Genomic DNA, 25,872 nt, shown 5'->3' with positions numbered 1-25,872 from the left:
AGGATAGGCCGCTGTTGTGGAACTTCCACAACGACGCCGGCATGTCGGTGCCGTCGGGAAGGATGGCCGCATGGATCAGTACCTGAGCTTCGTCACCCTCGCGGTGCCCGATCTGGACGCCGCGCGCCGGTTCTACATCGATGGCCTCGGGTGGCACGCCCGGCAGGACTCGGAGGACGTGATCTTCCTGCAGGTCGGGCCCGGCCTGGTGCTCTCGTTGTGGGAGCTGGCGAGCTTCCGGGCCGAGGTGGGTGACCCGGCACCGGGCCTGGCGCCGATCACGCTGGCTCACAACGTCGACAGCCCTGCCGCGGTGGATGCCGTGCTCGACGCCGCCCGCGCTGCCGGCGCCGCCGAGGTGCTCGCCGGGCGGCGCCGGCAGTGGGGCGGCTACACGGGCTACTTCGCCGACCCTGCCGGGTTCCGCTGGGAGATCGCGCACAACCCGTTCGACCCGGACGTCGCGGAGACCGGGTCGAGATGGGCGGCCTCGCAGCGTCCTGGGCCGCCCGGGGCATGACCGAGGGCGCCGCGAGAGACTTCGCGGCGCCCTCAGGTGGGGATCGTCAGGCGTCGCCGCCGGCGGTGCCGGTGGTTCCCGCGTTGACGTCGAGGAGGCGGTACCGCTCGATCGCCTGCGCGGGAGCCGAGGCGTCCACCTCGCCGCGGCGCGCCAGCGCCTGCAGCGCCCGGGTCACGATCGACTGCGTGTCGATCAGGAAGTGTCGCCGCACGGCGGGCCGGGTGTCGGAGAAGCCGAAACCGTCGGCACCGAGCGTCAGGTAGTCACCCGGGACCCAGGCGCGGATCTGGTCGGGGACCAGGTGGTCGTAGTCGGACACGGCCACGAACGGACCCTGGGCGTCGGCGAGCTTGCTGGTCACGTAGGGGGTGCGCTGCTCGCCCGTCGGGTTGACGTAGGCCTCGCGGTCCGCGGCCAGCCCGTCGCGCCGCAGCTCGGTCCAGCTCGTCACCGACCACACGTCGGCCACGACGCCCCACTCCTCACGCAGCTGCTGCTGCGCCTGGAGCGCCCACGGGACCGCGACCCCGGAAGCCAGGATCTGCACGCGCGGGCCGTCACCCTCACCGGCGCGGAGCCGGTAGATGCCCTTGAGGATGCCCTCGACGTCGACGTCCTCCGGCTCGGCCGGCTGCAGCATCGGCTCGTTGTAGACCGTCAGGTAGTAGATGACATTCGGATCCCGGTCGTCGCCCTCCCCGTACATCCGCTCCAGCCCGTCCTTGACGATGTGCCGGATCTCGTAGCCGTAGGCGGGGTCGTAGCTGACGACCGCGGTGTTGGTCGAGGCGAGGATCGGCGAGTGGCCGTCGGCGTGCTGCAGGCCCTCACCGGTCAGCGTGGTCCGGCCGGCCGTGGCGCCGATGAGGAAGCCACGGGTCAGCTGGTCGCCGGCCGCCCAGAACTGGTCGCCCGTGCGCTGGAAGCCGAACATCGAGTAGTAGAAGTAGAACGGCACCATCGGCTCGCCGTGCGTGGCGTAGGCGGTGCCGACCGCCTGGAACGCTGCTGCCGAGCCGGCCTCGTTGATGCCGGTGTGCAGCAGACCGCCCTGCTCGGACTCCTTGTAGGAGAGCAGCAGCTCGCGGTCGGCCGCCAGGTAGTGCTGACCCTGGGTGTTGAAGATCTTCGTGCTCGGGAAGATCGCATCCAGCCCGAAGGTGCGGGCCTCGTCCGGGATGATCGGGACGATCCGGCGACCGAACTCCTTGTCGCGCAGCAGGTCCTTGAACAGCTGCACGAGCGCCATCGTGGTGGCGACCTCCTGCTGCCCGGAGCCCTTGGCGAGGCGCTCGTAGGTCTTGTCCTCGGGCAGCGTCACGGCGGTGTGCACCTCACGCCGCTCGGGCAGGAACCCACCGAGCGCCCGGCGGCGCTCCATCATGTACTCGATCTCCGGGGCGTCCATGCCGGGGTGGAAGTACGGCGGCAGGTACGGGTCGGCGTCGAGCTCGGCGTCGGTGAACGGGATCTCCAGCGAGTCGCGCAGGCCCTTGAGGTCGTCCGCCTTGAGCTTCTTCATCTGGTGCGTCGCCATGCGGCCGGCGAACGAGGGGCCGAGCCCGTAGCCCTTGATCGTGTGGGCCAGGATCACGGTCGGCTGACCGCTGTGCTTGACCGCGGCGTCGTAGGCCGCGTAGAGCTTGCGGTAGTCGTGACCGCCGCGCTTCAAGCCCCAGATCTCGTCGTCCGACATCTTCTCGACCAGCGCCTTCGTGCGGGGGTCGCGGCCGAAGAAGTGGTCCCGGATGAACCCGCCGGACTCGGCACGGTAGGTCTGGAAGTCGCCGTCGGGCGTGTTGTTCATGAGGTTGACCAGAGCGCGGTCCTTGTCCGCCTCCAGCAGCGGGTCCCACTCACGGCCCCAGATCGTCTTGATGACGTTCCAGCCGGCACCCCGGAAGAAGCCCTCGAGCTCCTGGATGATCTTGCCGTTGCCGCGGACCGGGCCGTCAAGGCGCTGCAGGTTGCAGTTGATGACGAACGTGAGGTTGTCGAGCCCCTGCTGCGCCGCGAGCTGCAGCATGCCGCGCGACTCCGGCTCGTCCATCTCGCCGTCGCCCAGGAACGCCCAGATGCGCTGGTCGGAGGTGTCCTTGATGCCCCGGAACTCCATGAACCGGTTGATCCACGCCTGGTAGATCGCCGAGGCGGGGCCCAGACCCATCGAGACCGTGGGGAACTCCCAGAAGTCGGGCATGTTCCGCGGGTGCGGGTAGGAGGGGAGGCCGCGGCCGCCCGAGGTACGCGAGAGCTCCTGGCGGAACCCGTCGAGGTCGGCCTGGGTGAGGCGGCCCTCGAGGAAGGCGCGGGCGTACATGCCCGGGGCGGCGTGGCCCTGGAAGTAGATGCTGTCGCCGCCGCCCGGGTGGTCCTTGCCGCGGAAGAAGTGGTTGAGGCCGACCTCGTACAGCGTCGCGACCGAGGCGTAGGAGGAGATGTGGCCGCCGACGGAGATGCCGGGACGCTGCGCGCGCGTGACCATCACGGCGGAGTTCCACCGCAGGTAGTCGCGGTAGCGGCGCTCGACCGCCTCGTCACCGGGGAAGTACGGCTCGTCGTGGACACCGATCGTGTTCACGTACGGCGTGGTCACCGGCTGCGGGACAACGACGCCCCGCTCGCGGGCCCGCTTGAGCATGTTCAGCAGGATGTAGCGGGCGCGGGGACCGCCTCGGTTCTCGACCAGGCCGTCGAGCGACTCCAGCCACTCGCTCGTCTCTTCCGCGTCGATGTCGCGGACCTGACTGAGCAGACCGTTGATGAGTGGACCAGCAGGGGACGTCACGAGTTCCTCTTCTCCGGGGCTTTCGGTTCGCTGCCGACGCCGCCAGGTCGTGCTCGCCCTGGCATCGGCGCCTCGCGGGTTCGGGCCGCCCTGGGCTCCGGACCGGTACTACCTCATGCCATTCTTCCCCGAAGCCTGCCACAGCGACACCACATGTCCTTCACGGGTGCTGTGATGTCGCTGACACTAGGATCGTGTTCAGTTCCCCACCCCGACGAGAGGATCTGCGTACCAGTGTCAGCACCGCCGGAGACGACCGATGGATCAGGGCGCCTGGGCGTGACACCCGGGCAGGTGATCCAGGAGTTCGGGTACGACAGCGACTGTGACGAGGCGCTGCGGGCCGAGATCGAGGCTGCCGCGGGCAGCCCGCTCGAGGACGAGAGCTTCGGCGACGTCATCGACGTCGCGCTGATCTGGTGGCGAGATGACGACGGCGACACGCAGGACCTCACCGACCTCCTCACCGATGCGTTGACCACCCTGGAGGACGGCGGGCTCATCTGGGTGCTCGCGCCCAAGGCTGGTCGCGAGGGGCACGTGCCACCCGCCGAGGTGGACGAGGCTGCGACCACGGCGGGGCTGCACACGACCTCGATACTGCCGGTGGCGCCCGCCTGGTCGGCGTTCAGGCTGACGTCCCGCGGCCGCGGCAGGTGATCCAGGCCGGGCGGTCCGTCCCGGCGTTCCGGCTCCCGGACACCGACGGAACCCCGGTCGACCTCGTCGATCTCGACGGCGCCGCGCTGCTGGTGTTCCTGCCAGCAGCGTTCACGCCGCTGTGCTCGAACGAGCTCGCCGGGATGATCGGGCTCGCCGAGAGCGTGGCCGAGCACGGGGTCCGGGTCCTTGGCATCAGCTGCGACTCGATGTTCGCGCTGCGGACCTGGGCCGAGGCCGCCGGTGTCGCCGGCGGTTCGGCTCCGACGCTGCTGTCCGACTTCTGGCCGCACGGTGAGGTCGCCCGCCGGTACGGAGCGCTCGACGAGGAGCGGGGCACCGCGACGCGCACCTCCTACCTGGTCGACGCCGGCCGCGTGGTCCGGTGGTCGACACGAAGCCCCGCGGGGGTGGCGCGCGACCTCGGAACGCACCGGGCCGCCGTCGAGCGCCTGCTCGCCGAGACGAGCTGAGGTGGTCGAGCCCGGCGGCTCGACGAGCCGCTTCCTGACCGAGACCCCGATCGCCCTCGCACACCGTGGCGGCGACGGGCTGCCGGTGAACGTCGGCATCGAGAACTCGCTGCGGGCGGTGGGCAACGCCGTTGCCCTGGGGTACCGCCACATCGAGACCGACGCGCGCGCAAGCCTGGACGGCGTCGCCTTCGCGTTCCACGACCGAGACCTGTCGCGCGTCGCTCCGGACTCGGGCTTCGGCGAGCGGCCCTTCGGATCGCTGACGGCGGCCGAGATCGGTTCCGTCCGGCTGCGCGGCGGTGAGCCGATCGCGACGATCGCCGAGCTCCTCGAGGCGTTCCCGCGCACGCGGTTCAACATCGACGTCAAGACGGCCGAGGTGATCGAGCCGACGGTGCGCGCCATCGAGGAGGCGGGTGCGCAGGAGCGGGTGCTGATCGCCTCCTTCAGCCACGCCAGGCTGACCCGTGCGCGCCGGCTGCTCCCTGGCGTGGTGACCTCGGCCTCGCCGCCGGAGGTCATGTCGCTGCGCGTGCGGCCCTGGCTGTGGCGCTCGTTCGCCACCGCCGGCGGGGCCGTGTGCCTGCAGGTGCCGGAACGGCGCCGTGGCGTGCGCGTGCTGACGCCGGCGTTCATCGCGGCGGCGCACCGTCGGGGCATGCAGGTGCACGTGTGGACCGTCGACACACCCGCCGACATCAACCGGCTCCTCGACGCCGGTGTCGACGGGCTGATCACCGATCGCCCCGACGTGCTGCGCGAGGTGCTCGAGCAGCGCGGTCAGTGGCACGGCGACTGAGGTCGCGTGAATCGGGTGGGCCCAGAGGGACTCGAACCCCCGACACCCGCGGTGTAAACGCGGCGCTCTAACCAGCTGAGCTATAGGCCCTGGTGCCCACCGGTCGCGGGCGGCAGCAAGGCTACCAACCACGCCGCGAGACCGGGTCTTGACGGAGCCACAGTGCTGCTCTAGCGTTGCGCATACGTAGTACCTAGCGGGCAGCGATGCCTGCTGATCAGGCGTTCATACGCATGCGCGGAACGTCACGCTGATCGACCCTCGACGACGAGAGTGAGCGCGCACGTGGACGACACCACACCGCGGAACGTCCTGCGCCGTGGCGGGGCAGCGGCGCGCCGCCTCGCCGGCTCACGACGCCGGATCCGCACGGCACGACCGACCGACCGACCCCGCCCATCCCGATGAGGAGAGCGCACATGCGCACCAGCACCCGTTTCTTGCGAGCCGCCGTCGGACTCGGCCTCGCGGCCGGGCTCGTCGCCGCTTGTTCCCCGAACGACGTGACCGACCCCGGTGGGGGCGGCTCCACGGCCACCGAGCTGGTCTACGGCAACACCGACGGCGGCACCACGTACGTCCTGAACTTCAACGTGTTCTCGCCGGCCACCGACAAGTCGCCCAACTCGGGGCTGGTGTACGAGCCGTTGGTCCGGATCGACCACAGCGACGGCGGCAACGTCGCACCCTGGCTGGCGCAGGAGTGGAGCTTCGACGAGGCCGGCACCGAGCTGACCTTCACGTTGCGGGAGGACGTCACGTTCGCGGACGGCGAGCCCATGACGGCCGAGGACGTCGCCTTCTCGTTGTCGGTCCCACTCGAGAACCCCGAGCTCAACGCCACCGGTGCGACGTACACGGCGGTCGAAGCGGTCGGCGACGCACAGGTGCGCGTCACCTTCGAGGTGCCCTCCTTCAGCCTGCTCAACCAGTTCGCCGGTCTGGTGATCGTCCCGGAGCACATCTGGAGCGAGCAGGACCTCACGACCTGGACGAATCCCGAGCCCATCGGGACCGGCGGGTTCACGCTGGGTGACTTCTCGCCCCAGCAGATCACCTTCGCCGCCCGCGACGACTACTGGGGCGGCGAGTTCGCGATGGACACCGTCAAGGTGGTGCCGGTCACGCAGGACACCGTCAAGTCCCAGCTGCTCAGCGGCGACGTCGAGTGGGGGACCGTCTCGTGGGCCAACGGCGAGGAGGAGTTCGTCGCCCAGAACCCCGAGACCAATCTGTACCAGCGCTACGCCACCGGCGGCTCGTTCGCCGCGTTCTTCAACACCGCGCGCACGCCCTTCGACGACGTGCACATCCGCCGCGCGTTCGCGCTGACGATCCCGAGCTCGGACATCGTCGCCACCCTCAACCGCCCGGGCACCGAGGCGAACCCGACCGGCCTTCAGGACGGGATCTACGACGACTGGTTGCTCCCGGAGTACCAGGGCATGGTGCGCGAGGTCGACGTCGAGGCCGCGCTCGACGAGCTCGCCCAGTCCGGCTACACGGTCGAGAACGGTGCACTGGTGCGAGACGGCCAGAGCTACACCCCGACGCTGTCCTTCAACACCGACTTCGGGTGGGAGGCCTACGCCGACATCATGATCAACAGCTGGCGCGAGCACCTCGGCCTGGAGGTCACGCCGGTCGGCGCCCCCGGCGCGGCTCTGCTCGAGCAGCAGCAGCTCGGCGACTTCGACATCACCATCCAGGGGGCCGGAGGCTCGAGCGTCTTCGGCGCCTACAGCGGGCTCAGCTCCCAGTACGTGGTGCCCGAGGGCGAGCAGGCCGCAGCCAACTACGGGCGGTGGAGCGACCCCGAGACCGACGCAGCCATCGCCCAGATGGCGGCGACCGCGGACCCGGACGAGCTTCTAGAGGCCTCGTACGCCCTGCAGCGCATCGTGGCCGAGGAGGTCCCGTTCAGCCCGATCTACGCGAGCTACTGGTTCATCGACATCAACGCCTCGAGCTGGACCGGGTGGCCGACACCGGAGGACTTCGAGTACGTGCCCTCACCGGTGCTCGGGCCGTCGACCACCATGACCCTGCTCGACCTCGAGCCCGTCGGCTCGTGACGTCCGCGACGAACGTCGAGGTCGCGCAGCCACCTCCGGCGGCGCCGGGCGGCACCGTGGTCCCGACCACCCGGCTGCGGGTGCCGAGCCGGTGGTCGTTCATGCTGCGTCGGCTCGGCTTCTACCTCGCGGCGGCGTGGGCGGCGATCACGCTCAACTTCCTGATCCCGCGGATGATGCCGGGCGACCCGTCGGTGGCGATCATCCAGCAGCTGCAGCGGGTGAGCGGCCAGCAGCTCCCGCCGGAGACCCTTGTCTCGATCCAGGCTCTGTTCGGGAACCCGGACGCCAACCTCTTCGAGCAGTACCTGGCCTATCTGGGTCGCCTCGCACGCTTCGATCTCGGGACGTCGATCTCCAGGTTCCCCACGCCGGTGGCGGACGTCGTCTCGTCGGGGCTGCCATGGACGCTCATGCTGGTCGGGTCGACGACGGTGGTCGCGTTCGTGCTCGGCACCTCGCTGGGCGTGCTCACCGGGTGGAAGGCGGGCGGCCGGCTCGACGCGATCCTCACCCCGGCATCGACGTTCATCTCCGCCGTCCCGTACTTCTGGGTCGCGCTGCTCGCGCTGTGGGTGTTCGGCTTCCAGCTGGACTGGTTCCCCTCCTCGGGCGGCTACGACCCTGACGCCCAGGGCGTGGCGTTCTGGGTGAGCGCGCTCCGGTACGGGTTTCTGCCGGCCGCGACCATCGTGTTCTCGGCGTTCGGCGGCTGGCTGCTCGGCATGCGGAACATGACGGTGACGACGGTGCGCGAGGACTATGTGCTGCTGGCGCAGGCGAAAGGGCTCTCGCCCAGCCGCGTCGTGCTGAGGTACGCCGCGCGCAACGCGATGCTGCCGAGCTTCACAGGATTCGCGCTCGCGCTCGGAGGCGTCATCGGCGGTGCGCTGCTCACGGAGATCGTCTTCAGCTACCCGGGCATCGGCTATCTGCTCTACGACGCCCTCACCAAACGGGACTACCCCGTCATGCAAGGGGTGTTCCTGCTCATCGCGCTCACGGTCCTGGTGGCGAATCTCGTCGCGGACTCCGTCTACGTGCTCGTGGACCCGCGGGTCCGCGAGCAGGGATGAGGTCGCTCATGCCCTCCTCGCTGTGGTCCAACCCCAAGGTGCGGTTCGGGCTCGTGGTCGTGGCCTTCTTCACCCTCCTCGCGGTGCTCGGGCCCTGGCTGACGGCCTCGGTGCTCGGCCTGGACCCACGCGCCAACGACATCTCCGCCATCGCCTCACCGCCGAGCGCCGAGCACTGGCTCGGCACCACCCAGTTCGGGCAGGACGTGCTCGCGCAGCTGGTCGCCGGAGCGAGGGGTTCGATGTTCGTCGGCGTGCTCGCGGCGCTGATCGGGACCGCGCTCGCCATCGTCTTCGGCGTGACCGCCGGGTACTTCGGCGGAACGGTCGACAACGTCCTCAACTTCGTCACGAACCTGTTCATGGTGATGCCGGTGCTGCCGTTGATCTTCATCGTGTCGGGTTACCTCCGCGGCACCGGGCTGTGGATGATCGCCGTGATCATCGGGGTCTTCGGGTGGGCCGGTGGCGCCCGCACGCTGCGGGCCCAGACCCTGAGCGTGAGGAACCGGGACTTCGTGCTCGGCATGCGGATGCTGGGGGAGTCGCACCCGCGGCTCATCGCCGTCGAGGTGCTGCCGCACCTGGTCGGGTGGATCGCCTCGATGTTCCTGGGCGCCCTGATCGGCGGGATCCTCGCGGAGGCGGGGCTCGCCTTCCTCGGGATCTCGGACTCAGGTGCGATCAGCTGGGGCTCCATGATCCAGGCGGCCCAGAGCCAGAGCGCCGTGCTGCGGGGCCTGTGGTGGTGGTTCGTGCCACCCGGCCTGTGCATCGCGCTGATCGGGACCGCTGCCGCCATGATCAACTTCGGGGTCGACGAGCTGGCCAACCCCAAGCTCCGGGCCGGTACCCGCCGTGTCGTGCGACGTACCCGTCGCGTGGAGCGCGCCGTCGCCGCCGCTGAAGGAGGAGCCGCATGACCGCCGACACCAGAGCCGATGCCGACCGGCTGGTGGCTGCCGCACGAGCCGGCCAGGACGAGCAGGCGCAGGCTGACCCCGTCCTGGACGTACGGGATCTGACCGTCTCCTACATCGGACCCGACGGCGGCACCGTCGCGTGCCGTGACGTCTCGTTCCAGCTCGGGCGCGGCGAGGTCCTCGGGATCGCGGGGGAGTCCGGCTCGGGCAAGTCGACCCTGATCACGGCGCTCACCCGGCTGCAACGTCCACCCGCCACCACGACCGCGGGCAGCATCGTCTTCCACCCCGCCGGCCGCCCCGGTATCGATCTGGTGCCGCTCGGTGCGCGAGCGCTCCGCAAGCTGCGCTGGACGTCGATGTCCATCGTGCTGCAGAGCGCGATGGACGCACTGAACCCGGTGATGCGGCTGGGCGACCAGTTCGCCGACGTGCTGCGCACGCACAACCGCGGCATGGACCGCGCTGCGGCCAGGACCAGGACCACCGAGCTGCTCGGCATGGTCGGGATCTCCGCGGACCGCGCGCGGAGCTTCCCGCACGAGATGTCCGGCGGCATGCGGCAGCGCGCCACGATCGCGCTCGCGCTCGCCTGCTCGCCCCAGCTCGTGGTGATGGACGAGCCGACGACCGCCGTCGACGTGGTCATGCAACGCCAGATCCTGGCTCAGGTGCTGCGACTGCGGCGCGAGCTGGGCTTCGCCGTCATCATCGTCACGCACGACCTGTCGCTGCTGCTCGAGGTGGCCGACCGGATCGCGATCATGTACGCGGGGCGGATCGTGGAGATCGGCTCGGCGCGCGCCCTGTACCGATCGCCCGCCCACCCGTACACGCGGGGGCTGCGTGACTCCTTCCCGCCGTTGCACGCCCCGCTGACCACGCTGCACGGCATCCCGGGCACGCCTCCGGACCTGCGGCGGCTGCCGAGCGGCTGTCCGTTCCACCCGCGGTGCCCGGTGGCGGTGGACGCCTGCTCGACCACGCCGCCACCGCTGGTGAGCCTGCCCGAGCAGGCCGCCGAGTGTCTGCTGCTGACGAACGAGGAGGCCTCATGAGCACCGCACCCGTGCTGTCCGCCGTGGATGTCACCAAGCACTTCGTGGTGCGCGGCGCTGTGGGGGACTCCGCCGTGGTGCGCGCCGTCGAGAACGCCTCGGTGGACCTGCACGCCGGACGCATCGTGGCGGTCGTGGGGGAGAGCGGCAGCGGCAAGACCACCCTGGCGCGGATGCTGGCGCGGTTCTACGACCCGACCGCGGGCGAGATCCGCCTCGACGGCGTCTCGGTCAGCGGGCGCCCGACCCGTGCGTACCACCAGGACGTCCAGCTGATCTTCCAGGACCCGTTCGGCTCGCTGAACCCGGTCCACCGCGTGCGCCACAACCTCGACCGGGCGCTGCGGATCCACGACCGGCGGATGTCTGCGGCCGAGCGCCGCCGGCGCGCCGTCGAGCTCCTCGAGCGGGTCAGTCTCACCCCGGGCGAGGACTTCCTCGACAAGTTCCCGCACGAGCTCTCGGGCGGGCAGCGGCAGCGCGTCGTCATCGCACGAGCGCTGGCCGTCGGGCCGAAGGTGCTGCTCGGTGACGAGCCGATCTCGATGCTCGACGTCTCGATCCGGCTCGAGATGCTGAACCTGCTCGATCGGCTCCGGCGCGAGGACGGGCTCGCCCTGCTCTACATCACCCACGACATCGCGAGCGCGCGGTACGTGTGCGACGACGTCATCGTGATGTACGCGGGCGAGATGGTCGAGGGCGGTCCCAAGGACGAGGTGATCGCCCGACCCGCGCACCCGTACACCAAGCTGCTCGTCGAGTCCTCACCGGACCCCGACCGGGTGGGGACGGTCTCGCGCGACGAGCTCTTCGACGACGCCGAGGCGCTCGGCGAGCCGCCGAGCCTGATCGAACCACCGGAGGGGTGCCGATTCCACCCGCGCTGCCCGTTCGCGATGGAGCGGTGCCGGTCCGAGGCGCCGCCGCGGACTGATGTCGGTGGCGGTCACTGGGCGCGCTGCTGGCTGCACCAGGAGGGCAGGGCTCACGAGATCGGTGAGTCGACGTTCGCCGCCGCCCTGACGCGCCGTGACGAGCAGGTCCGCGCATGACCGGGAAGCGAGAGCGGGCACCCCGCCAGGCCGATGTCGCGCGCCTCGCCGGCGTGTCCCAGTCCGCGGTGTCGCGGGTGGTCAGCGGCGACCTGGCGCGGATCCCGATCGCCACACAGGAACGGATCCGGGCGGCTGTGCGCGAGCTCGGCTACGTGCCGAACCCCGCGGCTCGCAGCCTGCGGGGCCGACGCAACTCCCTGCTCGGGGTGCACACGTTCGAGCCGGTGTTCTCCCGTGCCCGGGACGGCTTCTACGTCGACTTCCTGCTCGGCATCGAGGCCCGCGCCGAGGAGACCGGCAACGACCTCGTGCTGTTCACCTCGGCCGCCGGCGGCGAGGGGTCACGTTCGGTCTACCGCTCCGGCGTGAACCGGCTCGGCATGGCCGACGGCAGCATCCTGCTGGGCGTCGCGACCGACGTCATGGAGCTCGCGCGGCTGGCGGGCGAGGGCTACCCCTTCGTCCACATCGGTCGCCGAGACGTCCCCGGGGCGGAGATCTCGTGCATCGCGCCCGACTACAAGACCGCGGCCGCTGAGGTGGTCGCCCACCTGGTCAACCTCGGGCACCGGCGCTTCGCCTACCTCCGTGACCACCACGGGCTTCCCCCGTACGAGGACCGGCGGTCCGGGTATGCGGCCGCGATGGCCTCGCACGGTCTGTGGGACACCTCCCCGGGAGCCCTGGGCCGGGCAGGGCTGGTGGAGGAGTGGATCGACGAGATGGTCGCGAACGGGACGACGGCGGTGGTCGCCGAGAGCGTGTGGCTGGCCGACCGGCTCGTCGCGGGTCTGGCAGCACGCGGACGGCAGGTGCCGCTGGACGTGTCGGTGGCGGTGCTCGAGACGCGTGCCTCGGACTCCCCGATCGCCTGGGACTGCCTCGTGATCCCGCGCACCGAGGTCGGGCGCGTCGCCGTGGACCGCCTCATCGAGCTCATCGACGAGCCGGGGACGGAGCCGTTGACCACCTGGGTGCCCTGCTCGATGGCGCCGGGACAGACCATCGCAGCGGCGCCGCCGGGGCCGACAGGGCCACAGCGATGACAACGACAACGGCATCAAACAAGGAGAGATCGTGATCGAACGCAGCACCGAGGTCCTGGTCGTCGGCGGGGGGCTGGGCGGCGTGGCGGCTGCCCTGACGGCCGCACGGCTCGGGCGGCGCGTCGTCCTCACCGAGGAGACCGACTGGCTGGGCGGCCAGCTCACCTCGCAGCTGGTCCCTCCCGACGAGCACGCCTGGGTGGAGACCGACGTGGTCTCACCCAGCTACGCCGCGCTCCGTGCGGGGATCCGCGACTACTACCGCCGCCACTACCCGCTGACGCCGGAGGCGGCTGCCGACCCCGTGCTCAACCCGGGTCGCGGCGTGGTCTCGCGGCTGTGTCACGAGCCCCGGGTCGCCGTCGCCGTGCTGGAGGCGATGCTGGCACCCTGGCGCGCGTCCGGCGCGATCGAGGTGCTGCTCGAGCATGTGCCGACAGCGGTCCACACCGACGGTGACGTCGTGGAGGCGGTCACGCTGCGCGACTGCCGCTCCGGTCAGGAGGTGCTGGTCACGGCGCCCTACGTCGTCGACGCCACCGAGCTCGGTGACCTGCTCGACCTCGGCGACGTGGAGCACGTCATCGGCGCGGAGTCCGCGCAGGAGACAGGTGAGCTGCACGCCCTGGACGTGGCCGATCCGCTGGACCAGCAAGCGGTCTCCTGGTGCTTCGCGCTCGAGCACCGCCCGGGCGAGGACCACACGATCGACCGCCCGGCCTCCTACGAGCACTGGGCGACGCACACCGCCCCGTTCTGGCCCGGGCCACAGCTGTCGTGGATCGACGTGGAGCCGGTGAAGCTGGGGCTTCGGGACCGCCCGATCTTCATGTCGGCGCCGACGCCCGGCGTGCCGTTCGACCTGTGGACCTACCGCCGGATCCTGTCCGCCGACGTCTTCCGGCCGGACTCCGGGATCCGTGACGTGTCCGCGGTGAACTGGCCGCAGATCGACTACTGGGAGAACCCGCTGCTCGGGGTCGACCGCGCCGCTCGCGACGCCGCGCTCGCCGCCAGCCGCGAGCTGTCGTTGTCGTTCCTGCACTGGATGCAGACGGACGCACCCCGCGAGGACGGCGGGACCGGATACCCGGGGCTGCGGCTGCGCCCCGACGTCGCCGGCACCGCGGACGGGTTGGCGAAGGCCGCCTACATCCGTGAGTCGCGGCGGATCCGGGCGGAGTTCACCGTGCTCGAGCAGCACGTCGGCACCGAGGCACGCGGCCTCGACGCCGGTTCGGAGGTCTTTGAGGACGCCGTCGGGATCGGGCACTACCGCATCGACCTGCACCCCTCGTCCAGCCGTACCTACGTGGACGTCGCGAGCTTCCCGTTCCAGATCCCGCTCGGTTCGCTGCTGCCGGTGCGCGTGGAGAACCTGCTGCCCGCGTGCAAGAACATCGGCACCACCCACATCACCAACGGCGCCTACCGGTTGCACCCGGTGGAGTGGTCGATCGGGGAGGCGGTCGGTGCACTGGTCGCCTACAGCCTCGGGCGGGGCATCGCGCCGCGGAAGGTGCGCGCGGACGCGGCCGAGCTCGCGGCCTACCACCAGCTCCTCACGCAGACGCTGGGCGTGACCCTGCAGTGGCCGGACGACATCCGCAAGACCCGGCCGGCCTACTGACCCGAGGGCGCTAGCCTGCCAGCCATGCCGTTGCTGCTCGTCGATCTCGACAACACCCTGATCGACCGGGCGGCCTCGCTGGCGCGCTGGGCGGAGGCCTACCTGACCGAGCGGAACGGTGAGGCGGACCCGGCGCTGGTCGCCGAGCTGATCAGGCTCGACGGTGACGGCCTGCGTCCCAAGCCCGCCGTCGCGGCTGACCTGACCGCGCTGCTGGGGCTCACGCCCCAGGAGGAGTCCGAGGTGATCGCGGTGCTGCGGGCCGGTGTGCTGGAGCACCTGCGCCCGGACCCCGCGGTGGTGCCCGCGCTCGAGGCTGCCCGCAGCGCGGGTTATGTCCCGTTGGTCGTGACCAACGGGAACGTGGCCCAGCAGGAGAGCAAGGTCCGCCTGATGGGGCTCGAGGGCCATGTCGCCGGCATGGTGGTCAGCGAGGGGGTCGGTGTCCGCAAGCCCGACGCAGCGATCTTCCACCTCGCCGCCGAGGCGGGTGGGGACAGCCTGGAGGGTGCGTGGATGATCGGGGACTCGGCCGAGGCCGACGTCCGTGGTGGTGCGAACGCCGGCATCCCTCAGGTGTGGCTCCGCCGCGGGCGCTCCTATCCGGCGACCGAGCCGGCACCGACGGCGATCGCGGACAGCTTTGCGGAAGCGGTGCAGATCGTGCTCGCGTCGACCGGACCCGAGGTCCGCACCCGCTGAGGCTTCCTCAGTGGGCGAGCCCCAGCAGGTCGGTGCTGCGCTGCCAGAGCCCGTCCGCCAGCTCGTCGTCGAGGGCTGCGGGCGCCGGTCGGGCGAGCACGCGCTTGTCGTAGTACGCCCCGGAGGCCCAGGTCCTGCCGGGCTCGCCGGCCAGGAACCAGGCGAGGTCGGCTCCGCCCTCCGCGGCCGGGACCATCAACCGCCGCGTCAGCGGGAACGAGTAGAGGAACCGGAAGAACCCGTTCGACGACGAAGCGAAGCTCGTGGCCACCACCCCGGGGTGGAACGCGACGGCCGACAGTCCCTGCTCGTGGAAGCGCGCGTGCAGACCGCGGGCGTGCAGGACGTTCGCCAGCTTGGAGGCGGCGTACGCCCGGCCAGGGCTGTAGCGGCGCTCGTTGCCGAGATCCGCGAGGTCCAGCCGGCCGGTGCGGTGCGCGGCGCTGGCGGTGTTGACGACCGCTCCGCCACCGGTGAGCAGGGGTTCCATCAGCAGGTGGGTCAGCAGGAACGGGGCCAGGTGGTTGATCTGGAAGGTGGCCTCGAACCCGTCGGCGGTGACCCGGCGCGGGCCGGCGACGCCGCCCGCGTTGTTGGCGAGCACGTCGATCGCCTCCACGCGCTCGCGGATCTCGGCAGCCAGCCGGCGGACGTCGTCGAGGCGCGCGAAGTCCGCGACCAGGTGCTCGGCGCCGGCGCGCTCGGCCACCCGCGCCGTCTTCTCCGGCGAGCGGCCGACGACGATCACCCGCTGCCCCTGCGCGGCGAGCGCGAGGGCGGCCTCCGCCCCGATCCCGTCCGAGGCCCCGGTGATGACGATCGTCGGTCGCGTTGGCACCCACCGACGATAAGCGCTGGCGCGCACGACGAGTTGTACTGACCGGTTCCCGCTGGCGTAGCGTCGTCACCGTGGCTGACGAGACCGGGGGAGAGCGAGCCGCGCGCTCCGCACCGCCCGCCCGGATCGCCGCGGCCGGGTTCCGGTCTCGCGCGCGCCGCGCCGTCAGCGCGTCGGGACCGCCCACGCACGCCTTCGGCGCCCGCCGTCGTGGCTCGGGGATGTCGGTCCAGGCCGAGCGTGACGTGCTCGACGTCGTCCTCCGGACCGGGGAGGCGCTGCTCGGCACCGGGGCCGGCGTCGCCGACGTGACCGTGGCGATGCAGCGCATGGCTGCCGGGCTGGGCATGAGCGGCTGCCAGATCGACATCACCTTCAACTCGATCACGATCTCCCTCGACCGCGAGGACGGCGCCCTCACCCGCGTGCGGGTGCTCGAGGTCCGTACCTCGGACTACAGCCGCCTGGCCGAGGTGCTGGAGCTGGTCGACGACGTCGCTGCCGGGCACGTCGCCCTCACCGACGCGATCGCGCGGCTCGACGCGATCGTCGCGGCACCGCACCCGTACCGTCGCTGGGTCGTCACGGCCGCGCTCGGCCTGATGGCGGCGGGGGTCGCCGTGCTCCTGGGCGGTGGCTGGCAGGTCGCCGGGCTCGCCGCGCTCACCACCGGGGTCATCGACCGCGCACTGCGATTCTTGCGGCACCGGGGGCTGCCCTACCTGTTCCAGCAGGCGGTCGGCTCGGCGATCGCGACGGCGGTCGCGGTGGTGCTGCTGTGGGGCGTGGGTCGGATGGGCTGGGACATCGCGGTGCTCCCGCCGTCGCTGGTGGTGGCCTCGGGCATCGTGGTGCTGCTGGCCGGGCTCTCGCTGGTCGGCGCGGCGCAGGATGCGATCTCAGGATTTCCGCTGACAGCCGCCGGACGCTCGTTCGAGGTCGCGCTGCTCACGCTCGGCATCGTCATCGGCGTCGGGGTGGTGCTCGACGTCGGCGCCCGGATGGGTGTGCCGCTGAGCATCTCCGACCTCGACGCCTTCGCACCGCCGCTGGCGGTGCAGATCGCCGGCGCAGCTGTCGTGTCCGGCAGCTTCGCGGTCGCCTCCTACACGCGGATGCGCACGGTCCCGCTGGTCGCTCTCATCGGCGGCGTCGGCACCGCCGTCAACGGCACGCTCGCGGCGGTGGGTGTCGGCCCCGCCGCGCGCGCCTTCGCCGCCGCGCTCGTGGTCGGCGTCCTCGCCGGCGTGCTGGCGCGCCGCCGCACCGCGCCGGCGATGGTGCTGACGGTCTGTGGGATCACCCCCATGCTGCCGGGACTGGCGATCTACGGCGCGATGTACGCGATCGTCGAGAGCGGCAGCACGCTCTCGGGTGCCACCTTGACCTTGCAGGCCGTGGCCGTCGGCATCGCCCTCGCCGCGGGCGTGAGCCTGGGTGACTTCGTGGCCCGCACCACCCGGGCGCAGGCCGACCGCTGGCAGACCGCTCTGCACCGACGCGCCCGCGGAACCAGGATCTGACGTCGCGCCGCGGGCACACGAACGCCCGAGAGGCGCGATGATGGAACTGTGAAGACGATCGAGATCCCCCACGCAGGCATCACCGCCCCCGCGCTCGTCCTCGGGCTGATGCGCATCGCCGAGAAGACCGACGACGAGGTCAAGGAGCTGGTCCGCACCGCCCGCGACCACGGCATCGACTTCCACGACCACGCGGACGTCTACGGGCCCGAGATGCACGCGTGCGAGCGCCGGTTCGCCGAGGCGATGAAGCTGACGCCGTCGGAGCGTGCCGAGCTGACGATCCAGACGAAGGCCGGCATCGTCAAGGACGGCCCGTACTTCGACTTCTCCTACGAGCACCTGATCGAGAGCGTCAACGGCTCGCTCGAGGCGCTCGGCACCGACTACATCGACATCCTGCTGCTGCACCGGCCCGACGCCCTGGTCGAGCCCGAGGAGGTCGCCCGCGCCTTCGACGAGCTGCACGCCGCCGGCAAGGTGCGCCACTTCGGCGTCTCGAACCACACGCCCGGGCAGATCGAGCTGCTCAAGACCGCGCTCACCCGGCCGCTCGTGGCCAACCAGCTGCAGCTGAGCATCCCGCACGCGGCGCTCGTGACGCAGGGTCTCGCGGCGAACATGGCTGCGCTGGACCAGTCGATCAGCCGCGACGTCGGACTGCTCGACTACTGCCGCCTCAACGGCATCACCGTGCAGGCCTGGTCGCCGGCGCAGAGCGGCTTCTTCACCGGGCCGTTCGTCGGCGACCGCGAGAACTTCCCCGAGCTGAACGACCTGCTCGAGGAGATTGCAGAGCGGCACGGGGTCACCCCGAACGGGATCTCGACCGCGTGGATCACCCGGCACCCGGCGCAGATGCAGGTGGTCCTGGGGACCACGACGCCGAGCCGTGTGGTGGAAGCGGCGGCGGGTTCCGACGTCGTGCTCAGCCGCGCCGAGTGGTACGGCCTCGCCCGCGCCGCCGGCCACACCGTCCCCTGACGACGCTGAGCGCCGAGCACGACGGATAGGGTCACAGGACCAACTCGACGACCGGAGAACACGTATGGCTTCAGCCCCCGTGGCCGACCAGCTCAGGCTGCTCGACGTGCAGGCACTCGACACCCGGCTCGCAAAGCTGGCGCACCAGCGCCGCAGCCACCCGAGCCTGGCGGCCCTGCAGGAGGTCACCGGGCGTGCTGAGGATCTCGATCGCGCCCGCGTCGACGCCGAGACCGCCGTGCGTGATGCGCGACGTGCCGTGGCCAAGGCCGAGGCCGACGTCGAGCAGGTGACGAACCGCGCCGCGCGCGACCGGCAGCGGCTCGAGAGCGGCACCGGCTCGCCGAAGGACCTGCAGGCGCTCGGCCACGAGCTCGAGTCGCTCGCCAAGCGGCAGGGCGTCCTCGAGGAGGTCGAGCTCGAGGCGATGGAGGTCCTCGAGACCGCGCAGAGCGCTCTCGACGCCATCACGGCGCAGCGCGCCGCCCTCGGTGAGCAGATCGCCCAGCTCGAGGCCGAGCGCGACGCCGCGTTCGCCGAGATCGACGCCGAGAAGGCGACCGTCGAGACTCAGCGAGCCTCCGCCGTCGAGCCTCTCGACCCCGGTCTGGTCACCCTGTACGAGCGGGTGCGGGAGCGGTCCGGCGGCCTCGGCGTGTTGCGGCTCCGAGGCTCGACCACCGATCCGTTGCAGATCTCGCTCAGCCTCACCGAGCTGGCCGCCATCGAGGCGGCTCCGGCCGACGAGATCGTGCGTTCCGAGGATGGCTACATCATCGTCCGCGTCACCGACTGAGGGTGCGGCCCCTAGACTGAGCAGCGGATGAGCCGGCCAGGCGGCCGCGTCACCACCCTCCGGGGAGGTGCCGAGGAACGTCCGGGCTCCGCAGAGCAGGGCGGTGGGTAACACCCACCCGGGGCGACCCGCGGGACAGTGCCACAGAGAACAGACCGCCGCGCGCGAGCGCGGTAAGGGTGAAACGGTGGTGTAAGAGACCACCAGCACACCGGGTGACCGGTGTGGCTAGGTAAACCCCGCCCGGAGCAAGGTCAGACAGGAAGCGTTCGAGGGCTGCTCGCCCGAGCTTCCGGGTAGGCCGCACGAGACGGCTGGCAACAGCCGCCCTAGATGGATGGCCGCCACCGCAGATCGAAAGATCCGCGGGACAGAACCCGGCGTATCGGCCGGCTCATCCACTCACCGCCGTCGTCAGGGCGTGGTGCCTTCGGGGTCTGGGCCCGAGGGGTCGACGCCGACGACGGAGCCGTCCGCACCGGTCCGATACCGCCCCTTGCTGAGGTCGACGAGCACCAGGCGGTTGCCGAACGGGTCCTCGACGACGGCGACCCGCCCCACCGGGATGTCTCTCGGGGCGGCGACCACGCTGCCGCCTGCGGCGGCGATGGTGGCGGCGGCCTGGTCCGCCGACCGCACGAGCCAGTTCGGCTCGGCGCCCATCGACGTGGTCAGCACGATCTCGGTGTCGGTGTCGGGGCACCGCAGCCCCGCCTGGCCGAGCTCGTCGTCGCGCCACGCGAGCTCGTGCCCGAGGTGCTCGACATAGAAGGCGAGCCCCGCCTCGAGGGTCGGCACCGCGAGCGTGACCGCGTCGACCATCCTGAGCAGCGGCTCGTCCATGGCACCTCGATATCACATCGCCGCGCGTGGCTGATCGTGCTGTCGTACGGTGGGCCCATGGCTACCCCGTGGGAGCAGGTGCTCCAGCAGGTCCCGAACCTCAACAACCCGCAGGCGCCGTTCAGCTACGGCGTCACGCCGGAGGGCGGGATCGTGGGGTACTGGGATGTCGCGAAGATCCAGATGCTCGGACTCGGCGGCGCCAGCACCTTCTCGAAGGACTACCGGATCGACGTCCGGCCCACCGCAGACGGCGAGATCGAGTCCGTGGAGGTCGGCAACGAGTCCTCGGGATCGATCGGCGCGAGCGGTGGTTCGTTCCAGAAGTCGACGTTCAAGGGCAAGTCGACGCAGAAGTCGTTCGGGTTCCAGGCCGGCGTGGCCGGCACCAGTCACGGCCAAGCCACCAGCGCCGCGAGCTGGTCGTTCGACACCGACCAGATCAAGAAGCCGCTGTTCGGGTTCCTCGAGCAGCACGGCTGGCAGGAGAAGAAGGGGTTCTTCGGGCGCCTCTTCAGCTGAGCGCATCCCGGTCGTGCTCTGCCGCAGCCTCCGCACGGCCCTGGCGGTAGCCACGGACCATCGCGCGGATCAGCACGCAGACCGCCGCGACGACCGCCAGGAACACGACGAGCGCGACCACGTGCCACACCTGCAGGCTCATCGGATCATGCCCTCGATCGCACCTCGGCGTGCCGGAGCAGGAACTCCCGCTCGCCCAGGCCCTTGCGGCGCAGCCAGGAGGTCACCTCACCGTTGCACTTGCTGGCGTTGCACGGTCCGCACGCGGGCACCACGTTGTCGACGGTGTACCGGCCTCCGCGGGAGATCGCCAGCACGCAGTCGCGCTGCAGCGGGCGGTCCGCCGCACCGCAGTAGGCGCAGCCGCCCCACGCGCTGAGCAGGGCGGCCCACTCCTGGTCCGTGAGGTCGTTCTCGACCCGTCGCAGCCGACGTCGACGCCGGTTGGCGGCCCGTGTGCGGCGACTCGTCGAGGGCATGACAGCAGCGTAGGAGTGCGGTGCGCTCGGCGCGGGGACGCGGCGCCCGCCGGCCTGCACCGTGTCGACGCCGAAGGGCTGCCACACTCGCCCTGTGCCTATGACGGACTTCCGCAACATCTACAGCCACGGGTTCGCGCGCGTCGCAGCCTGCACCGTGCCGGTCGCACTGGCAGACCCCGCCGGCAACGCGCAACGGATCGTCGAGCAGGTGCGCGTCCTGCACGAGCAGGCCGTGGCGGTGGCGCTGTTCCCGGAGCTGAGCGTGTCCGGGTACGCGCTCGACGACCTGTTCCTGCAGGACCCGCTGCTCGACGCCGTCGACACCGCGATCGTCGCCATCGCCGAGCAGACAGCCGACCTGATGCCCGTGGTCGTGGTCGGGGCGCCGCTGCGCAACGGCAACCGGCTCTACAACTGCGCGGTGATCATCCACCGCGGCCGGGTCCTCGGTGTGGCGCCGAAGTCCTACCTGCCGAACTACCGCGAGTTCTACGAGAAGCGGTGGTTCGCGGCCGGGTCCGACGCCACCGCCACGACCCTGAGGGTTCCGGGCTGGCCTGGTGCCGACGAGCACGGTGACGTGCCGTTCGGTGCTGACCTGCTCGTCCGTGTCACCGACGTGCCCGGTCTGACCATCCACGTCGAGGTCTGCGAGGACGTGTGGGTGGCGGTGCCGCCCAGCCACCTCGCCGCGCTGGCAGGGGCGACCCTGCTGCTCAACCTCTCCGCATCGCCGATCACGGTGGCCCGCGCCGAGGACCGGCACCTGATGGCCCGCTCGGCCTCGGCCCGTTGCAACGCCGCCTACGCCTACGCCGCCGCGATGGCGGGGGAGTCGAGCACCGACCTGTCCTGGGACGGCATGACCATGGTCTACGAGGCGGGGGACCTGCTCGGCCAGACCGACCGGTTCCCCGAGAGCGCCCAGGTGACCGTCGTCGACGTCGACATCGATCGTCTCCGCCAGGAGCGACTCCGCCAAGGAAGCTTCGACGACAACGCCGCTGCGCTGGGTGTCAGGGGTTACCGCACCATCGACGTCACGCTCGCACCCCCGGCCGGGGACCACGGCGTGCGCCGCTCGCTCGACCGGTTCCCGTTCGTGCCCGACGACGAGACCCGGCTCGCGCTCGACTGCTACGAGGCGTACAACATCCAGGTCTCGGGCCTGGAGCAGCGGATGCGTTCGATCGGTTCGCCGAACCTGGTCATCGGCGTCAGCGGTGGGCTGGACTCCACCCATGCGCTGATCGTGGCCGCGAAAGCGATGGACCGGCTGGGGCGGCCGCGCTCGGACATCCTGGCGTTCACCATGCCGGGCTTCGCGACCAGCGACCACACCAAGCAGAACGCGATCGCGCTCTCGAACGCGCTCGGTGTGACGTTCGAGGAGATCGACATCCGGCCGATGGCCACCCAGATGCTCGCCGACCTCGGGCATCCGTTCGGCCGCGGCGAGGAGGTCTACGACGTCACGTTCGAGAACGTGCAGGCGGGCCTGCGCACCGACGTGCTGTTCCGCATCGCCAACCAGCGCGGCGGCATCGTCGTCGGGACCGGTGACCTGAGCGAGCTGGCGCTGGGGTGGTGCACCTACGGCGTCGGCGACCAGATGTCGCACTACGGCGTCAACGCCGGCGTCCCCAAGACGCTCATGCAGCACCTGATCCGCTGGGTGGTCTCCACCCACCAGTTCGAGCAGTCGGTCGATGAGATCCTGCTCTCGATCCTCGACACCGAGATCTCACCCGAGCTGGTGCCCGCCAAGGCGGGGGAGGGGCCGCAGTCGACCCAGGCGATCATCGGCCCCTACGCGCTGCAGGACTTCACGTTGTTCCACGTGCTGCGTCGAGGTGCTCGCCCGGCGAAGATCGCGTTCCTCGCCGAGGCCACCTGGCGCGACGCCGACGACGGCGCGTGGCCGGGTGGGTACCCCGACGCCGACCGGGTCACCTATGACCTGGGCACGATCAAGCGGTGGATGGCGGTGTTCTACCAGCGCTTCTTCGCCCACCAGTTCAAGCGCTCCGCGCTGCCGAACGGGCCGAAGGTCTCCTCCGGTGGCTCGCTCTCGCCGCGGGGGGACTGGCGCATGCCCTCCGACGCGCTGGCCACCGCCTGGCTGACCGAGCTGGAGCAGATCCCCGGCGACTGAGGCTCCCGGACAGGACTACGGAGTCGGGGTGGGAAGCTCGCGGGCGGCGCGGTCGGCCAGGGCAGCTGCACCGATGATGCCTGCCTGGTTGCGCAGCGCTGCGGGGACGATCGGTGCCCGGGTGGTGATCAGCGGCACGAACTTCTCGTGGTCCTTGCTCACACCACCGCCGACCACGAACAGGTCCGGCGAGAACAGGAACTCGACGACCTCGAAGTACCGCTGCAGCCGCTCCTTGGCCCACACCTTGTAGCTGAGGCCCTCACGGTCCTTGACGGCCGAGGACGCGCGGGTCTCCGCGTCGTAGCCGTCGATCTCCAGGTGCCCGAGCTCGGTGTTCGGCACGAGCCTGCCGTCGTTGATCAGGGCGGACCCGATCCCGGTGCCCAGCGTCAGCACCAGCACGACACCGTCCTGGCCCAGCGCGGCGCCGTGACGAACCTCGGCGTACCCCGCGGCGTCGGCGTCGTTGACCACGGTGACGCGGTGACCCGTGGTCAGCCGCACGAGCTCGGCCAGGTCGGTGCCGATCCACGACTTGTGGAGGTTCGCCGAGCTGAGCACCACCCCGTGCTGGATGATCCCCGGGAACGTGATGCCGACCGGCGTCGCCGTGGGCACCTCGAAGTGCAGCAGCACCTCGGCGAGGCACGCCGCGACCGCCTCCGGCGTCGACTTCTCCGGCGTGGGGACGCGGAACCGCTTCGCGGCCAGAGCACCCGCGCGGAGGTCGGCCGGGGCGCCCTTGATACCCGAGCCGCCGATGTCGATGCCGAAGCCCACAGCACCGGCTTCATAGGTGACCGTTGTCATGCCGCCGAGCGTATCCGCCGTCGCCCGGGTGCACGCACGCGCGCCGATCCCGTCCAGAGCAGGACCGACGGCTGGTCGAATGGGCCGTCGGTGTGGGAATCTAGGGACTGGAGGTGTTGAAACGATGTCAACCGAGCCGCTCGACCCGCAGACCGCGTACTACTTCAACACCGAGACCTCGCAGGTGGAGCAGGGGTACAAGAGCGACTGGACCTCCCGCATGGGGCCCTACCGCACGCGCGAGGAGGCCGAGAACGCTCTGTCCATCGCCGCGAGGCGGAACAAGGAGTGGGAGAGAGCCGAACGCGAGTGGAACGACGAGGACAACGAGGACTGAGATGAGCTCGTCAAGGGCCCTGCGGGGCATCGTTGCGATCGCGTGCGCCGGCGCGTTCGGCCTCGGACTCACGGTCCCGGCTGCTGCGGCACCGACCACGGACCCCTCCGACGACTCAAGCGCGGAGCTGCAGCGCGCCCTCCGCTCCGGCCGTCCGCTGCTGGGCTGGCGGATCGCGCTCGACCCCGGTCACAACGGCGGCAACGCCGACGACCCCGCCGCGATCAACCAGCTCGTCTCCGACGGCCGCGGCGACCTCAAGCCCTGCAACACCGTCGGGACCTCGACCACGAGCGGCTATGCCGAGCACGAGTTCAACTTCGACGTCGCCCAGCGGCTCACCGCGCAGCTGGAGCGGCTCGGCGCGACGGTCGTCTCCACGCGCGAGGACGATGACGGCGTCGGCCCGTGCGTCGACGTCCGTGGCCGGTTCGCCGAGGACACCGATGCGGACCTGATGGTCTCGATCCACGCGAACGGCTCGGTGGACACCTCGACCGAGGGCTTCTTCGTCATCGTCGCCGACCCGGCGATCTCCGACTCGCAGGGCGCCCCGAGCCTGGCGCTGGCAGAGGACCTGATCGACGCCCTGGCGGGCGGCGGGTTCACCCCGTCGACCGCCGTGGACGACGCGCTGTCCATGCGGTCCGACCTGGCCACCCTCAACTTCGCGCGACGCCCTGCCGTGCTGCTGGAGCTCGGCGAGATGCGCAACCCGGGCGATGCCGCCGTCATGGAGACCGCCGAGGGCCGTCAGGAGTACGCCGACGCGATCGCGGCCGGCATCCTCGAGTGGACCCAGGACCGCAAGCCTCAGGAGTAGATGCGGGGCCCGCACCTCCGCGGGCCTCAGTCCCAGTAGGTGTGCTCGCGCCCGGGGAAGGTCCCGGCGCGCACCTCGTCGACGTAGGAGCGGGTGGCGCGGTCGATCTCGGCGCCGACCGAGCCGAACTGCTTCGCGAACCGTGGCGACCAGCCGCCCATGCCGACCATGTCGAGCCACACGAGCACCTGGCCGTCGCACGCCGCGCCGGCGCCGATCCCGATCGTGGGGATGCTCAGCTCCCGGGTGACCCGCTCGGCCACCGCTGCTGGGACCATCTCGAGCACGACGGCGACCGCACCGGCCTCCTCGAGCGCCTCGGCATCGGCGAGGACCTCCTCGGCCGCCTCGCCGCCGCGGCCCTGCACGCGCTTGCCGCCCAGGATGTTCTCCGACTGCGGCGTGAACCCCAGATGCCCGACGACCGGCACACCGGAGGCCGTCAGCAGCCGCACGTGCTCCGCCACCCGGCGGCCGCCCTCGAACTTCACCGCCTGCGCGCCGCCCTCCTTCAGCATCCGGGTGGCGTTCGCCATCGCCTGCTGCGGGCTGGCCTCGTAGCTGCCGAACGGGAGGTCGGCCACCACCATCGCGCGCCTGGCACCGCGCGTGACCGCGCGGACCGCCGGGATCAGCTCCTCCACGGTGACCGGGATGGTGCTCGCGTGACCGAGCATGTTGTCGCCGTAGGAGTCGCCCACGAGCAGCATGTCGACCCCCGCCGCGTCGAAGATCCGCGCGGTCGGCAGGTCGTAGGCCGTCAGCATCGTCAGCTTCTCGCCGTTGTCCTTCGCGGCACGCAGGTGCTGCACGCGGACACGCTTGGCGGGCTCGACGCCGACGGGAGGAAGGGCAGAAGGACGCTCGGCAACGCCGGGCACGCCGTCGGGGTCAGACATGCTGCCAGCCTAGTGCGGCTCGGATGAGGTGCCGTCCGACGAG

26 protein-coding genes, 1 tRNA gene and 1 other RNA gene are annotated in these 25,872 nt (G+C 71.0%); 20 read left to right on the top strand and 8 right to left on the bottom strand.

What is annotated here, in order from left to right; genetic code table 11:
* Positions 1 to 70: 70 nt before the first annotated feature.
* On the top strand, positions 71 to 520 hold the full coding sequence (locus GPA04_RS04105; RefSeq protein WP_156222668.1) for a VOC family protein: 450 nt from the start codon (positions 71 to 73) through the stop codon (positions 518 to 520).
* Positions 521 to 566: 46 nt separating this feature from the next.
* Here GPA04_RS04105 and aceE read toward each other — a convergent pair whose 3' ends face one another.
* On the bottom strand, positions 567 to 3,311 hold the full coding sequence (gene aceE / locus GPA04_RS04100; RefSeq protein ID WP_156222666.1) for a pyruvate dehydrogenase (acetyl-transferring), homodimeric type: 2,745 nt from the start codon (positions 3,309 to 3,311) through the stop codon (positions 567 to 569).
* Positions 3,312 to 3,590: 279 nt separating this feature from the next.
* Between aceE and GPA04_RS04095 the strand changes: the two genes are divergently transcribed.
* The 3 genes from GPA04_RS04095 to GPA04_RS04085 are packed head-to-tail and all read left to right on the top strand — an operon-like array spanning position 3,591 to position 5,246.
* Positions 3,591 to 3,971, top strand: a complete 381-nt coding sequence (locus GPA04_RS04095; protein ID WP_241680596.1) for a DUF3052 domain-containing protein — start codon at positions 3,591 to 3,593, stop codon at positions 3,969 to 3,971.
* Complete coding sequence (locus GPA04_RS04090) at positions 3,968 to 4,444, top strand: redoxin domain-containing protein (RefSeq protein WP_156222662.1); 477 nt, start codon at positions 3,968 to 3,970, stop codon at positions 4,442 to 4,444. Before GPA04_RS04095 ends, GPA04_RS04090 begins: the two co-directional genes overlap by 4 nt.
* 1 nt (position 4,445) lies before the next feature.
* On the top strand, positions 4,446 to 5,246 hold the full coding sequence (locus GPA04_RS04085; RefSeq protein ID WP_156222660.1) for a glycerophosphodiester phosphodiesterase family protein: 801 nt from the start codon (positions 4,446 to 4,448) through the stop codon (positions 5,244 to 5,246).
* A 16-nt stretch (positions 5,247 to 5,262) separates the two neighbouring features.
* Here the strand turns inward: GPA04_RS04085 and GPA04_RS04080 are convergent.
* A tRNA-Val gene (locus GPA04_RS04080) sits at positions 5,263 to 5,336 on the bottom strand.
* Positions 5,337 to 5,665: 329 nt separating this feature from the next.
* Between GPA04_RS04080 and GPA04_RS04075 the strand changes: the two genes are divergently transcribed.
* The 8 genes from GPA04_RS04075 to GPA04_RS04040 all read left to right on the top strand — a co-directional run bounded on the left by GPA04_RS04075 (position 5,666) and on the right by GPA04_RS04040 (position 14,814).
* Entirely contained in the window at positions 5,666 to 7,321 is a 1,656-nt protein-coding gene (locus tag GPA04_RS04075) for an ABC transporter substrate-binding protein (RefSeq protein WP_241680595.1), read from the top strand.
* Positions 7,322 to 7,422: 101 nt separating this feature from the next.
* Entirely contained in the window at positions 7,423 to 8,397 is a 975-nt protein-coding gene (locus GPA04_RS04070; protein WP_156223084.1) for an ABC transporter permease, read from the top strand.
* An 8-nt stretch (positions 8,398 to 8,405) separates the two neighbouring features.
* Positions 8,406 to 9,320 (top strand): ABC transporter permease, encoded by a 915-nt coding sequence (locus tag GPA04_RS04065; RefSeq protein WP_156222656.1) that lies wholly within the window; start codon positions 8,406 to 8,408, stop codon positions 9,318 to 9,320.
* Positions 9,317 to 10,378: an ABC transporter ATP-binding protein gene (locus tag GPA04_RS04060; RefSeq protein ID WP_156222654.1), complete on the top strand. Its 1,062-nt coding sequence runs from the start codon at positions 9,317 to 9,319 to the stop codon at positions 10,376 to 10,378. Before GPA04_RS04065 ends, GPA04_RS04060 begins: the two co-directional genes overlap by 4 nt.
* Complete coding sequence (locus GPA04_RS04055) at positions 10,375 to 11,433, top strand: ABC transporter ATP-binding protein (RefSeq protein ID WP_156222652.1); 1,059 nt, start codon at positions 10,375 to 10,377, stop codon at positions 11,431 to 11,433. The genes GPA04_RS04060 and GPA04_RS04055 overlap by 4 nt, the downstream gene beginning before the upstream one ends.
* Positions 11,430 to 12,482 (top strand): LacI family DNA-binding transcriptional regulator, encoded by a 1,053-nt coding sequence (locus tag GPA04_RS04050; protein WP_156222650.1) that lies wholly within the window; start codon positions 11,430 to 11,432, stop codon positions 12,480 to 12,482. The genes GPA04_RS04055 and GPA04_RS04050 overlap by 4 nt, the downstream gene beginning before the upstream one ends.
* A gap of 31 nt (positions 12,483 to 12,513) precedes the next feature.
* The gene (locus tag GPA04_RS04045) at positions 12,514 to 14,112 is read left to right on the top strand and encodes an FAD-dependent oxidoreductase (RefSeq protein ID WP_156222648.1); all 1,599 of its coding nucleotides are present in this window, start codon (positions 12,514 to 12,516) and stop codon (positions 14,110 to 14,112) included.
* Positions 14,113 to 14,136: 24 nt separating this feature from the next.
* Complete coding sequence (locus GPA04_RS04040; RefSeq protein ID WP_156222646.1) at positions 14,137 to 14,814, top strand: HAD family hydrolase; 678 nt, start codon at positions 14,137 to 14,139, stop codon at positions 14,812 to 14,814.
* A 7-nt stretch (positions 14,815 to 14,821) separates the two neighbouring features.
* Here the strand turns inward: GPA04_RS04040 and GPA04_RS04035 are convergent, their stop codons facing one another.
* A complete protein-coding gene (locus tag GPA04_RS04035) occupies positions 14,822 to 15,652 on the bottom strand; it encodes an SDR family NAD(P)-dependent oxidoreductase (RefSeq protein ID WP_156222644.1) in 831 nt (276 codons plus the stop codon).
* Positions 15,653 to 15,723: 71 nt separating this feature from the next.
* On the opposite strand from GPA04_RS04035, the gene GPA04_RS04030 reads away from it, so the two are divergent.
* From GPA04_RS04030 to rnpB, 4 genes are all read left to right on the top strand, one after another.
* Positions 15,724 to 17,175 carry a threonine/serine exporter family protein gene (locus tag GPA04_RS04030; RefSeq protein ID WP_156222642.1) on the top strand — a complete coding sequence of 484 codons (1,452 nt, stop codon included), beginning with the start codon at positions 15,724 to 15,726 and terminating at the stop codon, positions 17,173 to 17,175.
* A 48-nt stretch (positions 17,176 to 17,223) separates the two neighbouring features.
* Positions 17,224 to 18,159 (top strand): aldo/keto reductase, encoded by a 936-nt coding sequence (locus GPA04_RS04025; protein ID WP_206674111.1) that lies wholly within the window; start codon positions 17,224 to 17,226, stop codon positions 18,157 to 18,159.
* Positions 18,160 to 18,223: 64 nt separating this feature from the next.
* The gene (locus GPA04_RS04020) at positions 18,224 to 18,955 is read left to right on the top strand and encodes a zinc ribbon domain-containing protein (protein WP_156222640.1); all 732 of its coding nucleotides are present in this window, start codon (positions 18,224 to 18,226) and stop codon (positions 18,953 to 18,955) included.
* A gap of 28 nt (positions 18,956 to 18,983) precedes the next feature.
* An RNA gene (gene rnpB / locus GPA04_RS04015) (RNase P RNA component class A) lies at positions 18,984 to 19,356 on the top strand.
* A 13-nt stretch (positions 19,357 to 19,369) separates the two neighbouring features.
* On the opposite strand, the gene GPA04_RS04010 is transcribed toward rnpB, so the two are convergent.
* Positions 19,370 to 19,798, bottom strand: coding sequence for a VOC family protein (locus GPA04_RS04010; protein WP_156222638.1), 429 nt, complete (start codon positions 19,796 to 19,798; stop codon positions 19,370 to 19,372).
* 57 nt (positions 19,799 to 19,855) lie between these two features.
* Between GPA04_RS04010 and GPA04_RS04005 the strand changes: the two genes are divergently transcribed.
* Entirely contained in the window at positions 19,856 to 20,320 is a 465-nt protein-coding gene (locus tag GPA04_RS04005) for a hypothetical protein (protein ID WP_156222636.1), read from the top strand.
* Here GPA04_RS04005 and GPA04_RS04000 read toward each other — a convergent pair.
* Entirely contained in the window at positions 20,313 to 20,462 is a 150-nt protein-coding gene (locus GPA04_RS04000) for a hypothetical protein (protein ID WP_156222634.1), read from the bottom strand. The genes GPA04_RS04005 and GPA04_RS04000 overlap by 8 nt on opposite strands.
* Before the next feature lie 4 nt (positions 20,463 to 20,466).
* Positions 20,467 to 20,799 carry an HNH endonuclease gene (locus GPA04_RS03995; RefSeq protein WP_156222632.1) on the bottom strand — a complete coding sequence of 111 codons (333 nt, stop codon included), beginning with the start codon at positions 20,797 to 20,799 and terminating at the stop codon, positions 20,467 to 20,469.
* 100 nt (positions 20,800 to 20,899) lie between these two features.
* Here GPA04_RS03995 and GPA04_RS03990 point away from each other — a divergent pair, with 100 nt between their 5' ends.
* Positions 20,900 to 22,957 carry an NAD(+) synthase gene (locus tag GPA04_RS03990; RefSeq protein ID WP_156223082.1) on the top strand — a complete coding sequence of 686 codons (2,058 nt, stop codon included), beginning with the start codon at positions 20,900 to 20,902 and terminating at the stop codon, positions 22,955 to 22,957.
* Between the two features lie 15 nt (positions 22,958 to 22,972).
* Here the strand turns inward: GPA04_RS03990 and ppgK are convergent, their stop codons facing one another.
* Positions 22,973 to 23,770 (bottom strand): polyphosphate--glucose phosphotransferase, encoded by a 798-nt coding sequence (gene ppgK / locus GPA04_RS03985; protein WP_156222630.1) that lies wholly within the window; start codon positions 23,768 to 23,770, stop codon positions 22,973 to 22,975.
* Between the two features lie 124 nt (positions 23,771 to 23,894).
* On the opposite strand from ppgK, the gene GPA04_RS03980 reads away from it, so the two are divergent.
* Together GPA04_RS03980 and GPA04_RS03975 are read left to right on the top strand one after the other, a co-directional pair.
* On the top strand, positions 23,895 to 24,107 hold the full coding sequence (locus GPA04_RS03980) for an SPOR domain-containing protein (RefSeq protein WP_156222628.1): 213 nt from the start codon (positions 23,895 to 23,897) through the stop codon (positions 24,105 to 24,107).
* A 1-nt stretch (position 24,108) separates the two neighbouring features.
* On the top strand, positions 24,109 to 24,930 hold the full coding sequence (locus tag GPA04_RS03975) for an N-acetylmuramoyl-L-alanine amidase family protein (RefSeq protein ID WP_156222626.1): 822 nt from the start codon (positions 24,109 to 24,111) through the stop codon (positions 24,928 to 24,930).
* A 26-nt stretch (positions 24,931 to 24,956) separates the two neighbouring features.
* Here GPA04_RS03975 and panB read toward each other — a convergent pair whose 3' ends face one another.
* Positions 24,957 to 25,829, bottom strand: coding sequence for a 3-methyl-2-oxobutanoate hydroxymethyltransferase (gene panB, locus GPA04_RS03970; RefSeq protein WP_156222624.1), 873 nt, complete (start codon positions 25,827 to 25,829; stop codon positions 24,957 to 24,959).
* Positions 25,830 to 25,872: the final 43 nt, after the last annotated feature.

Origin of the sequence: Pseudactinotalea suaedae (assembly GCF_009733815.1) — a bacterium.
Taxonomy (GTDB): domain Bacteria; phylum Actinomycetota; class Actinomycetes; order Actinomycetales; family Beutenbergiaceae; genus Pseudactinotalea; species Pseudactinotalea suaedae.
This window is presented reverse-complemented; position numbering and strand designations above follow the sequence as displayed.